The sequence below is a fragment of the Planomicrobium sp. YIM 101495 genome, assembly GCF_009707665.1.
In the GTDB taxonomy this organism is placed as follows: domain Bacteria; phylum Bacillota; class Bacilli; order Bacillales_A; family Planococcaceae; genus Planococcus.
The window spans coordinates 268113-283133 of the sequence record NZ_WLZW01000002.1; the positions used below are offsets into that span (position 1 = coordinate 268113).

Sequence of the window (15021 nt, forward strand, 5' to 3'; positions counted from 1 at the left end):
ACCGTCTGGAAAAGGGCATAAAAAAAGACAAGGAAAGGACGGATCGATCTATGGAAAAAAATCAGGAAAAAGCGATTCTCGTAGGCGTCCAGTTACAGCGGGATCTGCACTTCGATTACGGGATGGAAGAGCTGGCGAACCTCGCTGCAGCTTGCGAATTGGAAGTGATCGGGGAGGTGCGCCAAAATCTCGACCGGCCGACATCCTCACACTATCTCGGAAAAGGGAAAGTGGAGGAACTGAAGCATTATTATGAAGAGCTGGAAGCGAACCTCATCATCTTCAACGATGAATTGACACCTTCCCAAATCCGGAACTTGGAGGAAGAACTGGAGTGTAAAGTAATCGACCGCACGATGCTCATTCTGGACATCTTCTCACGGCGCGCAAAAACACGTGAAGCTCAAGTGCAAGTCGAACTTGCACGCCTGCAATATATGTTACCGCGGCTTGTGGGACTACGTGCGTCACTCAGTCGGCAAGGGGGGAGCGGCTCAGGCGGAAGCGGCGGCTTCACGAACCGTGGTGCTGGAGAAACGAAGCTGGAGCTGGACCGCCGGAAAATCGAAGAACAGATCAGCAAGCTCAATAAAGAACTGCTGCAAATCCGCGATCAACGCATCACACAGCGCAAGCAGCGGGAGAAGAGAGGCATGCCGGTCGTCTCACTCGTCGGGTACACGAACGCCGGTAAGTCGACGGTGATGAATGCGCTACTTTCAGAAGCGGGTCGTCAGGAAGGAAAGCAAGTGTTCGAGAAGGACATGCTGTTTGCGACGCTCGAGACGTCCGTCCGAGAGATCAGCTTGCCGGATAATAAGAATTTCCTGTTGACCGATACGGTCGGTTTCGTCAGTAAGTTGCCGCACCATCTCGTCAAAGCGTTCCGATCGACACTCGAGGAGGCCCGTAATGCAGACTTACTGCTGCACGTTGTCGATGTAGCAAGCGAAGAATATCCGTATATGATGGAAGTGACGGAACAGACGCTGCGCGCAGTCGGAGTCGAAGGCGTTCCGACGCTTTACCTGTACAACAAAGCAGATCTGGCGGGAACTCCTTATCCGCGCGTCAATGGTGATAGCCTATGGATTTCCGCGAAGGAGCAGGCAGGGACGGATCGGTTGCTCGAAGCGATCAAGCAGCGCCTATTCTCTGATTACCGGAAATGCCGGATGCTTATACCGTTCGAATACGGGGACGTCGTCGCTTACTTGAACGAACGGGCGACGATTTTGGAAACGAAATACGAAGAAAATGGCACGATGGTTGACGTCGAGCTTTCCACTGCGGACTATGAACGATTCCGTGAATTCATCATCATCCAATAGAAGAAGATAAAAAATACACCACGACGTCCTCTGGAGAACGAAGTGGTGTATTTGTCTACGAGCTACTCGGTTTTTTCCGGTAATCAATCGAACGTGCGCTGTTCGAACTGGATGCGGTGCAGGTTGGCGAAGATGCCGTCGTGTTCGAGCAGCTCCTCATATCCGCCTTGTTCCGCAATCCCGTCTTCCGTCACGACGACGACTCGGTCAGCATCACGAATTGTCGCGAGACGGTGGGCGATGATCAATGTCGTGCGGCTCTCAGCGAGCTCCGTCAACGCCTCTTGGATCACGCGTTCGGTCTCGGTATCGAGCGCGGATGTCGCTTCGTCGAGAATGAGAATCGGCGGATTCTTCAGGAACATCCGCGCGATTGCAAGTCGTTGCTTTTGGCCGCCTGAGAGCTTCAAGCCGCGTTCGCCGATTTGCGTTTCGTATCCGTCCGGCAATTTTCGGACGAAGTCTTCCAAGTGGGCGCGTCGTGCTGCGTCCATGATCTCTTCCTCGGAAGCGTCGCGTCTGCCGTAAGCGATGTTCTCACGGATCGTACCTGTGAAGAGGAAGACATCCTGCTGTACGATGCCGATCTGTGAACGCAAGGAGTGCTTCGTCATGTCACGGATATCCATGCCATCGATCGAAATTGAACCTTCCTGAATATCGTAGAAGCGCGGAATCAACGAACAGATCGTCGTTTTCCCAGCACCCGAAGGGCCGACGAATGCGACTGTCTCGCCTTCTTGGATTTGTAGGTCGATGCCTTTCAATACTTGCTTATGTTCATCGTAGCCGAAGTGGACGTCATCGAAATGGATGTTGCCTTTCAACGTGTCCACTGTCACAGCATCCTTCCGGTCGACGATATCCGGGTCTTGCTCGATGAGGTCGCGGAAACGGCCGAACCCAGCCATCCCTTTCGGATAAAGCTCGAGCAATGCACTGATTTTATCGATCGGCTTGATCAAGACGTTCAGGAACAGGACAAACGAGACAAGCTCACCATAAGTCAATTCGCCTTGGTAGTTGAGCCATGCACCGTACACCAGGACGATGAGCGTCAATAGGCGCGTCATCATGTAGATGCTTGAATGAGTCGCAGCCATGACTTTGTAAGCCACGAGCTTTGCCAAACGGAATCGGCCGTTGTCTTTCTTGAAACGGCTGATCTCGAATTCCTCATTCGTGAACGATTGCACGACGCGTGCACCGGAGACGCTATCTTCCACGCGTCCGTTGACGTCGGCGATCTTGCCGTACATGTTGCGCCACGCTTCGTTCATCTTGATGTTACAGAACGTGATGAGCCAAACAAGGAACGGCACAACGATGAGCGTCACAAGCGCCAGTTGGGGGTTGATCCAGAACATGATGCCGAACGCGCCGAAGAACGTCATGATGGCGATGAAGAAGTCTTCCGGGCCGTGGTGGGCAAGTTCTCCGATGTCGAACAAGTCGTTCGTCACGCGGCTCATGATATGGCCGGTCTTGATGTTATCGAAGAAGCGGAACGACTGGCGCTGGACGTGTGTGAATAATTCTTCCCTCATATCGGTTTCGATATTGATCCCGAGCTTATGCCCGAGGTAGCTGACGATATACTGCAGGAACGTACTGAGCAGGAAAATCAGCAATAATAAGACTGAGACCGTGACGATCGAATTCCATTCACCGCTCGGCAGCAAGTCATCGATGAACCATTGGACAGCCACAGGAAACGCCAGTTCAAGGATCGCCACGATGACCGCACTTGTGAAGTCGATGATGAATAGCCGTTTATGCGGCTTGTAATACTTGAAGAAATGTTTTAATTGCAATGTGCTTCACCTCTATTAAAATTTCTGACATCAAAAGTATACGCCAATAATGTAGTGGAAACGATATCTATTTCAGAAAACGAAGTATTTTTTGAAACCTTTTCCGGACGGGACCGTACTAATAGGTATAGAAGAAACAACGAATGGGAGGCGGACAATATGCGCAAATGGACGATGGGAATTGGAACGGCCTTACTCGCAATCAGTCTGGCAGCTTGTGGGACGACAGCAGAACCGACAGAGGAAGTTGATGATAAAGCAGAAGTTAGCGAGATGACACTCGAGGAAGTATTCGCGAAATCGACGGAAGCTTCCGAGTCGGTCGAGAGCTTGCATGCAGATATGATTACAAATCAGAAGATCGATATGGGTGCTGAAGGCATGCAAATGGATATGGATATGGAAACATCGATGGACATGACAATCGAGCCGATGGCGTTTTACCAGCAAGCCGTAACGACGATCAACTCCGAGGACATCCAGAACGACAATCCGACGAACGAAATGGAAATGTATTTCACAGCGGAGGAAGGTTTGTTCCTATATGAACCGACGATGGGCCAGTGGATGCAAATCCCGGCTGAAGGAATGGAAGAGCTGACATCGCTTGCAGATCAGCAAACGGCGAACCCGGCAGAACAATTGGAGCAGCTGAAAGAGTTCCAGGACGACTTCACATTCGAGCAGACGGCGGATGAGTACATCTTGACGTTGGATGCATCTGGTGAAGAATTCGAGAAATTGCTCCAAAGCCAAGTGGAGAAGACATTCAGCGAAATGCAAGTTGACATGAAGACGTTGATGGAAGCGATGCAAGTCAATTCCATCTCATATGAGTTGTTCATCGATAAGGAAACATTCTTCACGAACAAGATGAACATGGTGATGGACATGGATATGGACATGGAAGACGAGACGATGAACATCAAGTCTGACATGAAAGCAGAGTACAGCAAGTACAACGAGATCGACGCGATTGTCGTGCCGGACGAAGTGAAAGCGTCCGCACAATCGATAGATATGCCTTGATGATTTGTATGTGAAGCTCCTGCTGGCCACCTCAAAAAGTGGCCAACAGGAGCTTTTTTAACCTTTTTAACCTTGCGGATAGTATTTTGCGAATGCGGATAGTATTTGGTCTGTTCCGGATAGTATTTGCATGAAATCGGACAGTAAGCCCGTTTACTGGAGGAGTAATTAATTTTAATAGAAAAAATTTCCTCCAAAACACCCCGAAAAAGCATCGAAACGCTTAAATCCAACTCCTTCAACATCCTCAGTAATCAAAACCACCACGAAAACGTCCAAAATCCATCCAAAACCGACTCGAATCGATCCGCTCTCGCCGGACAACTCAAAAACCACTGCCAAATCCCCGCACAATCCTTCGTTGTCAGCCACAATTATGACAACCTTGCAACAATTCCATCCCGTTCTCATCTAAATGAAAATTATTCTCATTTATCCATTGACGAGGTAATAGAACATGCTATACTAAGGATTGTGAGCCAGTGATAATGATTATCACTTTCATAATACTCAAATATTTCTACGATCAGTTAGGTGAGGACAGTTTATGATGAAAAAACGATTTTTAATACCGGCATTGATCATACTGTCTGTAATTTCCTTGTTCGTAGGAGTGAGCAGTATCGGTATCATGGATCTGCTTGATTTCGAATCAGAGGAGACGCAGATATTCCTGATCAGCCGTCTGCCAAGGCTGGTCGCGATTTTGTTGGCTGGGGCAGGGATGAGTGTGGCAGGACTCATTATGCAACAACTTAGCCGCAACAAATTTGTATCTCCTACAACTGCAGGAACGCTGGACGCGACAAGGCTCGGGATTTTGGTTTCGATGCTGATGTTCGCGAACGCGACAATACTGGAGCAGATGGCTGTCGCTTTCGCCTTTGCTCTCGGTGGAACATTCCTTTTCATGCAAATACTTAACCGCATCAAATTCAAAGATGCCATTTTCATTCCTTTGGTTGGTTTGATGTTCGGGAACATCCTTTCATCCATTACGACATTCTTCGCTTACCGCGCAGATGTCATTCAGAACATGTCTTCCTGGCTTCAGGGTGACTTCTCGATGATCATGAAAGGCAGCTATGAACTGCTCTACATTGCAGTACCGGTGTTCGTCATCGCTTATCTTTATGCAAATCGCTTCACAGTAGCAGGCATGGGGGAGGACTTCTCGAAGAACCTCGGTCTCAAGTACCGGAGCATCGTCAATATCGGGTTGACGCTCGTGGCATTGATCACGGCGACAGTCGTATTGACAGTTGGAATGATTCCATTTCTTGGCTTGATCATTCCGAATATCGTCTCGATCTTCAAAGGAGACCATCTGCAAAAAACTTTACCACACACTGCGATGCTTGGAGCGATTTTCTTGCTCGCGTGCGATATTTTAGGAAGAGTCATCATTTTCCCGTACGAGATTTCCATTTCTCTAATGGTGGGCGTCATCGGAAGCTTCATTTTCCTCTTCTTGCTGTTTAGGAGGAAATCATATGCGTGACTTATATAAATTGCTGATCATCGCCGGACTGGCACTGGCAGCATGTGGCGTGTACTTGTTCCAAGACCTGAACGGCAGTTTCGATTACGCACTTCCGCGTCGGGGCATCAAAGTTTTCGCGATGGTGCTGACGGGAGTGGCGATCGCTTATGCGACAGTCGTCTTCCAGACAATTACACATAACCGGATCTTGACTCCGAGCATCATGGGAATCGATTCGCTTTACTTACTGCTACAGACGGTGTTGATCTTTTTCTTAGGTTCGGCACACGTGACGATCGTCAATAAACAAGTGAACTTCATCTTGTCGATTTTGATCATGGTCGTCTTTGCTTTATTGTTCTATCACTTTTTATTCAAAAAAGGACAGCGGCCGATTTACTTCCTGCTGCTTGTCGGCATCATCTTCGGAACGTTCTTCGATAGCATTTCGACATTCCTTCAAGTGCTGATCGATCCGAATGAATTCCAAGTCGTACAGGATCGGATGTTCGCCAGCTTCAATAACGTCAACGCCGATCTCGTGTGGCTATCACTCGGATTGATCACCATCCTGATCGGAGTGGCTTGGCGGAAGAATTCCCAGCTGGACGTGCTATCACTCGGTCGAGATACGGCGGTGAACTTAGGTGTCGATTACGACAAACTGGTCAGATTCATGCTTATCTTATCTTCAGTGCTGATTGCGGTTGCGACGGCACTTGTCGGACCGATCACGTTCTTCGGTTTGATCGTCGCGAACCTGTCTTACCAGTTTTTCAAGTCATACAAGCATTCCATCATCATTCTGGGTGCTTCTCTCATCAGTATTCTGGCCTTGGTCGGCGGGCAGTGGGTTGTCGAAAGAGTTTTCACTTTCAGTACGACACTGAGCGTCATCATCAATTTCATCGGTGGAGTTTACTTCATCTATCTGTTATTAAGGGAGAGTCGATCTAAATGATACAAGTGCGCGAATTGACGAAGTTTTACGGAAAAAAACAAGTGGTTGAAGATGTTACAGTCGATATCCGGCCTGGCCAGATCACTTCTTTCATCGGTCCGAACGGCGCTGGGAAATCCACGCTGTTATCGATGGTCAGCCGACTGCTCGATGCGGATACGGGAGAAGTGCTGATCGACAAGACAAATGCGAAGAAGATGAAGGCGAACGAATTCTCGAAGCGCGTTTCGATCTTGAAGCAATCCAACTACATGAACGTCCGTTTGACAATCCGCGAACTCGTTTCATTTGGCCGTTTTCCTTATTCTAAAGGTCGCTTGAACAGCGAAGATGAAAAGATGGTCGATCAGGCTATCGAGTATATGAACTTGGGAGACATGCAGGATTCCTATTTGGATGAACTGTCAGGCGGTCAGCGCCAGCGCGCATTCGTCGCGATGGTCATCGCCCAGGACACGGATTACGTCCTATTGGATGAGCCACTGAACAACTTGGACATGAAACACTCGGTCCAGATCATGAAGATTTTGCGCCGCCTTGTCGATGAGCTCGGCAAAACGGTTGTCATCGTCCTTCACGACATCAACTTTGCGTCTGTCTACTCGGATCGCATCGTGGCACTAAAGAACGGTCGCGTCGTCAAAGACGGACCGACGGAAGAGATCATCCAGTCGGATGCATTGAAAGAGATTTATGATATGGACATTCCGATTCAGCAATTGGATAACTGCCGGATCTGCGTTTACTTTAATTCTTAATTCTTAAAAATAGAGGAGCAATTGAAGATGAAAAAACTATTACCTTTCCTACTAGTGTTAGTGCTAGGGATTTTCCTTGCAGCATGTGGTTCAGAAGACGCGAAAGATGAAACGAATGCAGCAGAGCCTGAAAGCGAAAAAGCTGAAACGATCACAGTAACACACGTACTTGGTGAAACAGAAGTACCGAAAAATCCTGAGAAAGTTGTCGTATTCGACTTCGGTATCCTTGATTCAATGGATAAATTGGGCGTTGAAGTAGCAGCTGTTCCACAAACGAACATCCCTTCTTACCTTGAAAAATTTGAAGGTGAAGAATACGTAAACGCAGGTTCATTGAAAGAGCCGGACTTCGAAGCAATCCACGCGATGAGCCCGGACTTGATCATCATCTCTGGCCGTCAAGCCGAGATGTACCCGGAACTTGAAGAAATCGCACCAACAATCTCAATGGCTCTTGATACAACAGACTACATGAACTCGTTCGAAGGGAACATGCAGCTGCTAGGCGAAATCTTCGGGAAAGAAGATGAAGTGGCGGAAGAGCTTGTTGCAATCAACGAAACAATCGACGGCATCAAAGAGATATCTGCAGCTTCTGACGAGCGCGGCTTGATTCTTTTGGCGAACGAAGGCAAAGTAAGTGCTTACGGTCCATCTTCACGCTTCGGTATCATCCATGACGTGTTCGGCGTGGAAGCGGCTGATCCTGGAATCGAATCATCGACTCACGGACAGAGCATCACATTCGAATATGTACTTGAGCAAAACCCTGACATGTTGTTCGTCATTGACCGCACAGCGGCAGTAGGCGGCGAAGTCGGCGCGCAAGAAACAGTTGAAAACGAATTAGTCCAAAAAACGAATGCATACAAGAACGGCAAAATCTTCTACTTGGATCCAGATTTCTGGTACCTATCAGGTGGCGGTTTGCAGTCGGTTAACCAAATGGTTGAAGACATCTCTGCTGCATACGAATAAGACTCCATTAATCAACCACCTTGGAAGTTCATCTTAGATGACGTTCCAAGGTGGTTTTTTCATTTCCAGTGTTTAGGAAGTGCTGGTTTGTGCAAAACTGATAACAAGGAAGAGGTGGCGAGATGAAACGAATTTTCTATCCGCTTGGCATGGCGACGCTGCTCGGCTTTTTCGGGATTTTACTGACGTATGCAAGTGAACCGATTGCACGGCTCGATGCACGTATGGACAGTTACTTATATGGCATCGGCCTGCTTGATGCCATGTCATTCTTCGGCGGCCAGCTCGTCATCTTAAGTATCAGTGTGTTGCTTCTCTTATATTTATGGATTCGCGAGCGGAATTACCGGGGGATGCTGTTTGTCTTCTTCGCGGTCGGTGCAGGGAATATGCTGAACCAGGTGTTGAAGTTCAGCTTTGAGCGGCAGCGTCCGGACTTGCCTCATGGGCTGGAGACGTTCAGTTTTCCTTCTGGACACGCGATGATGGGGATTCTTTACTTACTGACACTCGCTTACTTCATTACGAGCCGTGTCGCATTAAGGACGACTCGTACAACCATCTGGGGACTTGCGGTAGTGTTCGCTATTGTGATCGGTCTGTCGCGAGTGGCAGGGGGCGAACATTACTTCTCGGACGTGCTGGCAGGATGGTTTCTCGGCTACTCATGGTTCGTCGCAGTAGCAGTTTGGTATGAATGGCGGACGTGGCAGTTCGAGAACAAGAGCTAGGCGTCCCGTTCCGTCTGGCTTTTTAGTTTGTCCGCCGGCAGGAAAGGGAAATGTGGATGTGAACGTGCGACATGATGGAGGGAGACATATGTACAGGATTCCGGAAGATTTGGCGGAATGGGCACAACAACGCATCGAGGGCTTTGCGGTGGAAGGCTTTGTGTGGGGCAGTGGTCCGGCACATCCACGCATAATGCTGGTCGGGGAAGCGCCAGGGGAGAACGAGCTGGTGACGGGCATCCCGTTCACCGGACGAGCTGGTGTCGAGCTGATGGCTTCGCTCGAAAGTGCTGGGCTCACACGCGACGAAGTATATATTACGAGTGCTGTCAGGAGCCGCCCGTACAGGTGGGGTGAGAAGACCAACCGCGACGGCAGTAAGACCCGCAGAACGTACAACCGGGCACCGGTCATGCAGGAAATCATCGCGCATGCGCCAGTACTCGACCGGGAAATCAAAGATCTCAAGCCGCCGCTGATTGTGACGCTTGGCAATGTCGGACTGCGCCGTTTGGTCGGCAAGGAATTCAAAGTGACCGAATGCCACGGCAGGCTGCTAGAAACGCCGGTGCTTAAATGGGATGAAGCGCAAGGTGACTTCATCTTTACAGAGGAGCGATATAAGATTTTCCCGACGTTCCACCCGGCGAGCGTCTTTTACAATCCGAAGACACGGGCGTGGACTGCGGAAGATTGGAAGCGTATCGGCGAACTATTGGAATTGGGGGAATAGATGAAAATTTTTCCTCAGAACAAAATGTTGCACTAAGGAAACATTGGCGTTATAATAGCAGTAAATCTGTAAGTGAGAGAAGGATAACAATGGATTCAACCGTTTTATTTGCACTGGGATTGACGATTTTTGCGGGATTGGCGACCGGGATCGGCAGTTTTATCGCTTTTTTTGCATCGCGCACAAATACAAAATTTCTATCGGCTTCTTTAGGATTCTCTGCGGGCGTCATGATTTACGTGTCGTTGGTCGAGATTTTCTTCAAAGCGAAAGACGCCTTGACAGGAGCACACGGCGAAACGCAAGGCTATTGGCTGACACTTCTCGGCTTTTTCGGCGGCATGGTGTTCATGGCGCTTATCGACCGGATCTTGCCGCAGCTCGGGAATCCTCATGAAGTGAAAACGGTTGAAGACATGGCAGTCGGGCCGACGAACGATGAGTATGCACGTCTGCGGAAGATGGGGATTTTCACGGCGATTGCCATCACGATCCATAACTTCCCTGAAGGTATCGCAACGTTCATTTCTGCGATCCAGGACCCGGCGCTTGGTGTGGCGATCGCCATCGCTGTCGCTATCCATAACATTCCTGAAGGGATTGCTGTGTCGGTGCCGATCTATTATGCGAGCGGCAGCCGGAAGAAAGCGTTCAAATATAGCTTTCTCTCGGGGATGTCCGAGCCGTTCGGGGCGATCGTTGCGTGGCTGTTCCTAATGCCTTTCCTCAGCGATACGATGTTCGGCATCGTTTTTGCAGCGGTTGCAGGCATCATGGTGTTCATTTCGATCGATGAATTGCTGCCAGCTGCGAAGCGGTATGACGAAGCCCATTTGTCAATCTATGGGTTGATTCTCGGGATGGCTGTCATGGCAGTCAGTCTCGTGCTAGTTACGTAAAAAAATGATTTGAAGGAGTGGACGGCTCATTGGTCCACTTCTTCTTTTTTCGTTCGAATTGTGAGAATAAATAATTATTTTCGCCAATCCTTGAATGCGTCTCCGTGTAAGCGTATAGTGGGTGTGTAAAGACAGTTGTAAACTAATAAGGATAGACAGGAGAAACGACATGGCAACTGCAACTGATGAAAAACCAACAACGATTTCTAGGAATAAGCTGCTGACGGTGGCTGGTCTCGGCTGGTTATTCGATGCGATGGACGTAGGAATTCTGTCCTTCGTCATCGCGGCACTTGCAATCGACTGGAACTTGACTTCCACCGAGATGGGACTCATCGCCAGTGTCAACTCGGTCGGTATGGCAGTCGGTGCGTTCGTCTTCGGCATTTACGCTGACCGCATCGGACGTAAGAAAGTCTTCATCATCACACTGCTTCTGTTCTCCATCGCGAGCGGCTTATCTGCCCTGACGACAAGTCTTGCTGCCTTCATGATCTTGCGCTTTTTTGTCGGCGCAGGCCTTGGCGGGGAATTGCCGGTTGCATCGACACTAGTATCAGAAAGTGTACCGGCGAAGGAACGCGGACGTATCGTCGTCCTCTTGGAGAGCTTCTGGGCGGGCGGTTGGCTGCTCGCAGCGATCATCTCGTATTTCGTCATTCCGGAATATGGTTGGCGGATCGCGTTATTATTGACAGCACTTCCAGCATTCTATGCGCTCTACTTGCGCATCAACTTGCCGGATTCGCCACAGTTCTCTGCGAAGAAAAATGTCCTGCAATCGGTCACGAACAATATCAAAGGCGTTTGGTCGAAAGAGTACCGCAAGCCGACGATCATGCTTTGGACGGTCTGGTTCACGGTCGTGTTCTCTTATTACGGCATGTTCCTTTGGCTGCCGAGCGTCATGGTGGCGAAAGGCTTCCCATTGATTCAGAGCTTCGGCTACGTCCTCTTGATGACACTGGCGCAGCTTCCGGGTTACTTCATCGCAGCGTGGCTGATCGAGCGGATCGGTAGAAAGTTTGTCCTGGTGACGTTCCTTCTCGGTACAGCCTTCAGTGCACTCGCTTTCGGGAATGCTGAAACGATTATGATGCTCTTGATCTCTGGTGCATTTCTGTCCTTCTTTAACCTTGGTGCATGGGGCGCGCTCTATGCTTACTCACCGGAACAATACCCGACGATCATTCGAGGGACCGGTACAGGAATGGCAGCATCATTCGGCCGGATCGGTGGCATTTTCGGACCGCTACTTGTCGGTGTGATGCTAGGAGCGGGTTACGGATTCCCGGTCATCTTCGGCGTCTTCTGTGTAGCGATCATCATCGGCGCTGCGGCTGTCGCCTTCCTTGGAACCGAGACGAAGCAAATCGAACTCGAATGACTCTTAATAAGAAACTGTTTCCGAATGTCATGAATCATGGCTGTCGGGAACAGTTTTTTGCATCCGCCGAAACGAGTAGACAGCAGCTTCAGCTTTTATTTTTTCAGAAGAAATGGCATTTTGGAAGGGATTTCTATTAAGAATAGCCAATTACTATTTAATAGAAAAAGAGCGCGTTACGAATCTGGGGATTGGGGAATAGAATGACATGAATCATTGATCGGGATCCCGATCGATGAAGTGCTGTGAGGAAGCTGTTGTTGGATCAGGAAGGGGGGATTCCATGATTGAATTTGACCGCGTGACGAAGCGTTTCCCGGATGGGACCAAGGCGCTGAAAGAAGTGAGCTTGACACTGCCGGCGAGCAGGTTGACCGTCATCATCGGGCCCAGTGGCTGCGGGAAGACGACATTGATGAAGATGATCAATAAACTTGAAAAACCATCTTCCGGCGATGTGTTGATCTCAGGCCGTTCGATTGCGGACCTGGAAGACGTGCAGCTTCGGAGGTCCATCGGCTACGTCATTCAGCGGATCGGGCTATTTCCACACATGACGATTCTCGATAATGTCATGCTCGTCCCGAAGCTGCTTGGATGGGACAAGGACAAACGGAAGAAGCGTGCGCTAGAGCTGCTGGAGCTGGCAGGACTGGATGCGGAAGTCTTTGCCGACCGTTATCCACTTGAACTGAGCGGCGGACAGCAGCAACGGGTGGGCGTCATCCGTGCGCTTGCCGGCGACCCGAAAATCTTATTGATGGATGAGCCGTTCTCTGCACTCGATCCGATCAGCCGCGAACAGCTGCAGGACGAGTTCCGGAAGCTGCAAAAGGATATCCGGAAGACCATTATTTTCGTTACACATGACATGGATGAAGCGTTGAAGATCGCAGACTTCCTTGTTGTCATGCGTGAAGGAGAAGTCGAGCAGACGGGTACACCGCAAGAAGTGGTGGCACAGCCGGCGAACGACTTCGTGCGTGAATTTATCGGAACGGAGCGGATCGAGCGACAGCGCACGTTCAATCTCCAGCAGCTGCATGAATTCCGTTTCCTGTTTACTGCCGGGAAGGCGGCAGAGGTGCTTCCGATTGCAGGAAGTGCAACTATCGAGCACGCGTTCGAAGCGCTTGAAGCGAGTGGCTCGAGCTTGCTTGCGATCGAGCTGGAAGACGGAGAAATCGTTTATGCAGGGCACCGGGAATTGATGCAAGCTGCACTTGCTGCGGGGAAAGGGGAGCGGCATGGCCAACTTTCTTGAACTTGTATCAGCACGGCAGGACATGATTTTGGACGCATTCATGGAACATCTGTATTTATCATTCATTGCAGTTGCGGTGGGCATCGTCATCTCACTGCCGCTCGGGATTTTCGTCGCGCGCTACCGTAAGTTTGCAGAGCCCATCATTGGCGTCACAGCAGTTTTCCAGACGATTCCGAGTCTCGCGCTATTCGGCTTCCTCGTGCCGATCTTAGGCATCGGCTCGACGACGGCACTTGTTGCACTGATCATTTACGCACTTTTACCGATTTTACGGAATACATTCACAGGTATCACGACGGTCGACCAGTCAATCATCGAAGCGGGACGCGGAATGGGCATGACCCGCACACAAATTTTGCGCCAGATCGAATTGCCGCTAGCCTTGCCATTCATCATGGCGGGGATCCGGACCGCGACGGTGCTGACTGTCGGCATTGCGACGCTGGCAACATTTGTCGGAGCGGGTGGTCTTGGGGATATCATCTACCGCGGGCTGCAATCATATAACAACGGCCTCGTCTTGGCAGGAGCACTGCCGGTGGCGATCCTAGCCATCGGATTCGATCTGGTCCTGAAGTGGATCGAGAAGAAATCGACGCCGAAAGGCTTGAAAATGTGAGGAGGAGAAGTGATGAGGAAAGTTTCAGCAGCGATTGTGCTATCTGTCGGCCTACTATTATCGGCTTGCGGTTCAGGAGGGGAAGACCCAATCATCATCGGGGGCAAACCTTGGACCGAGCAATACATCTTGCCACATATTTTAGGGCAATACATCGAAGGGAACTCGGACTATACGGTCGATTACAAGGAAGGGCTCGGCGAGGTATCGATTTTGACGCCAGCTTTGGAACAAGGGGACATCGACCTGTACGTGGAATACACGGGAACTGGCTTGAAGGATGTCTTGAAGCGTGAATCGGAAAGCGGCCAGTCCGCTGAAGAAGTGCTCGCGATTGTCCGTGAAGGCTATGAGGATGAGCTCAGCGCGACGTGGCTGGACCCGCTCGGCTTTGAAAACGGCTATACGCTCGCCTATGCGAATGACAGCGGCTTCAACGCTGAGACCGCCTCTGAGCTAGCGGAAATCAGCCGCAATGAAGACTTGGTATTCGGAGCACCGCACTCTTTCTACGAGCGCCAAGGAGACGGCTACGATGATTTGACGGCGACGTTCGGCTTTGAATTCGCAAGTACGGAAAGCTTCGATCCGTCGATCATGTACGAAGCACTGTCGTCAGGACAAGTGGACGTCATCCCGGCCTTCACGACGGACAGTCGGATCGATATGTTCGAGCTGAAGACGACGGAAGATGATCTGTCGTTCTTCCCGAAATATGAAGCGGCACCAGTCGTCCATTTGGACACGCTGGAAGAATATCCGGAACTGGAGGATTTGCTGAATGAATTGGCTGGCCAGATTTCGGAAGAGGAGATGCTCGCGATGAATGCACGCGTCGATATGGATGGTGACCAGCCGCAAGATGTGGCAAGAGATTTCCTCGTTGAAAAAGGGTTGATTGAGAAATAAATGCACGCATCCATGATGGTTTTAAAAAAGGAAAGGTTCTTCCGGAACTTTCAGACTTGACGGAATTCGGTGAATACGTTAAGGTAGGAAACAACTTATCCAGGTAGCTGGTTAAGTTC

15 protein-coding genes are annotated in these 15021 nt (G+C 49.9%); 13 read left to right on the forward strand and 2 right to left on the reverse strand.

Annotated features, from left to right (window positions below; all coding sequences use genetic code 11):
* Positions 1-50 precede the first annotated feature (50 nt).
* On the forward strand, positions 51-1331 hold the full coding sequence (hflX, locus tag GIW82_RS10665; protein ID WP_154749930.1) for a GTPase HflX: 1281 nt from the start codon (positions 51-53) through the stop codon (positions 1329-1331).
* Positions 1332-1414: 83 nt separating this feature from the next.
* Here hflX and GIW82_RS10670 read toward each other — a convergent pair whose 3' ends face one another.
* On the reverse strand, positions 1415-3145 hold the full coding sequence (locus GIW82_RS10670; protein ID WP_154749931.1) for an ABC transporter ATP-binding protein: 1731 nt from the start codon (positions 3143-3145) through the stop codon (positions 1415-1417).
* Positions 3146-3304: 159 nt separating this feature from the next.
* On the opposite strand from GIW82_RS10670, the gene GIW82_RS10675 reads away from it, so the two are divergent.
* Positions 3305-4174 (forward strand): DUF6612 family protein, encoded by an 870-nt coding sequence (locus GIW82_RS10675; protein WP_154749932.1) that lies wholly within the window; start codon positions 3305-3307, stop codon positions 4172-4174.
* A 174-nt stretch (positions 4175-4348) separates the two neighbouring features.
* On the opposite strand, the gene GIW82_RS10680 is transcribed toward GIW82_RS10675, so the two are convergent.
* Positions 4349-4546, reverse strand: coding sequence for a hypothetical protein (locus tag GIW82_RS10680; protein WP_154749933.1), 198 nt, complete (start codon positions 4544-4546; stop codon positions 4349-4351).
* Between the two features lie 178 nt (positions 4547-4724).
* Here GIW82_RS10680 and GIW82_RS10685 point away from each other — a divergent pair, with 178 nt between their 5' ends.
* From GIW82_RS10685 to GIW82_RS10735, 11 genes are all read left to right on the forward strand, one after another.
* Complete coding sequence (locus GIW82_RS10685; protein WP_154749934.1) at positions 4725-5675, forward strand: ABC transporter permease; 951 nt, start codon at positions 4725-4727, stop codon at positions 5673-5675.
* Positions 5668-6618 (forward strand): iron chelate uptake ABC transporter family permease subunit, encoded by a 951-nt coding sequence (locus tag GIW82_RS10690; RefSeq protein WP_154749935.1) that lies wholly within the window; start codon positions 5668-5670, stop codon positions 6616-6618. Before GIW82_RS10685 ends, GIW82_RS10690 begins: the two co-directional genes overlap by 8 nt.
* Positions 6615-7376, forward strand: a complete 762-nt coding sequence (locus GIW82_RS10695; RefSeq protein ID WP_154749936.1) for an iron ABC transporter ATP-binding protein — start codon at positions 6615-6617, stop codon at positions 7374-7376. Before GIW82_RS10690 ends, GIW82_RS10695 begins: the two co-directional genes overlap by 4 nt.
* Positions 7377-7403: 27 nt before the next feature.
* Positions 7404-8357 carry a siderophore ABC transporter substrate-binding protein gene (locus GIW82_RS10700; RefSeq protein WP_154749937.1) on the forward strand — a complete coding sequence of 318 codons (954 nt, stop codon included), beginning with the start codon at positions 7404-7406 and terminating at the stop codon, positions 8355-8357.
* Between the two features lie 122 nt (positions 8358-8479).
* Entirely contained in the window at positions 8480-9088 is a 609-nt protein-coding gene (locus GIW82_RS10705) for a phosphatase PAP2 family protein (protein WP_154749938.1), read from the forward strand.
* 88 nt (positions 9089-9176) lie between these two features.
* Positions 9177-9821 carry a uracil-DNA glycosylase gene (locus tag GIW82_RS10710; protein WP_154749939.1) on the forward strand — a complete coding sequence of 215 codons (645 nt, stop codon included), beginning with the start codon at positions 9177-9179 and terminating at the stop codon, positions 9819-9821.
* Positions 9822-9910: 89 nt separating this feature from the next.
* Complete coding sequence (zupT, locus tag GIW82_RS10715; protein WP_154749940.1) at positions 9911-10720, forward strand: zinc transporter ZupT; 810 nt, start codon at positions 9911-9913, stop codon at positions 10718-10720.
* A 169-nt stretch (positions 10721-10889) separates the two neighbouring features.
* A complete protein-coding gene (locus GIW82_RS10720) occupies positions 10890-12107 on the forward strand; it encodes an MFS transporter (protein ID WP_154749941.1) in 1218 nt (405 codons plus the stop codon).
* Positions 12108-12390: 283 nt separating this feature from the next.
* Entirely contained in the window at positions 12391-13371 is a 981-nt protein-coding gene (locus GIW82_RS10725; protein ID WP_154749942.1) for an ABC transporter ATP-binding protein, read from the forward strand.
* Positions 13355-13993, forward strand: coding sequence for an ABC transporter permease (locus tag GIW82_RS10730; RefSeq protein ID WP_154749943.1), 639 nt, complete (start codon positions 13355-13357; stop codon positions 13991-13993). Before GIW82_RS10725 ends, GIW82_RS10730 begins: the two co-directional genes overlap by 17 nt.
* A gap of 12 nt (positions 13994-14005) precedes the next feature.
* Entirely contained in the window at positions 14006-14902 is an 897-nt protein-coding gene (locus tag GIW82_RS10735) for a glycine betaine ABC transporter substrate-binding protein (protein WP_154749944.1), read from the forward strand.
* Positions 14903-15021: the final 119 nt, after the last annotated feature.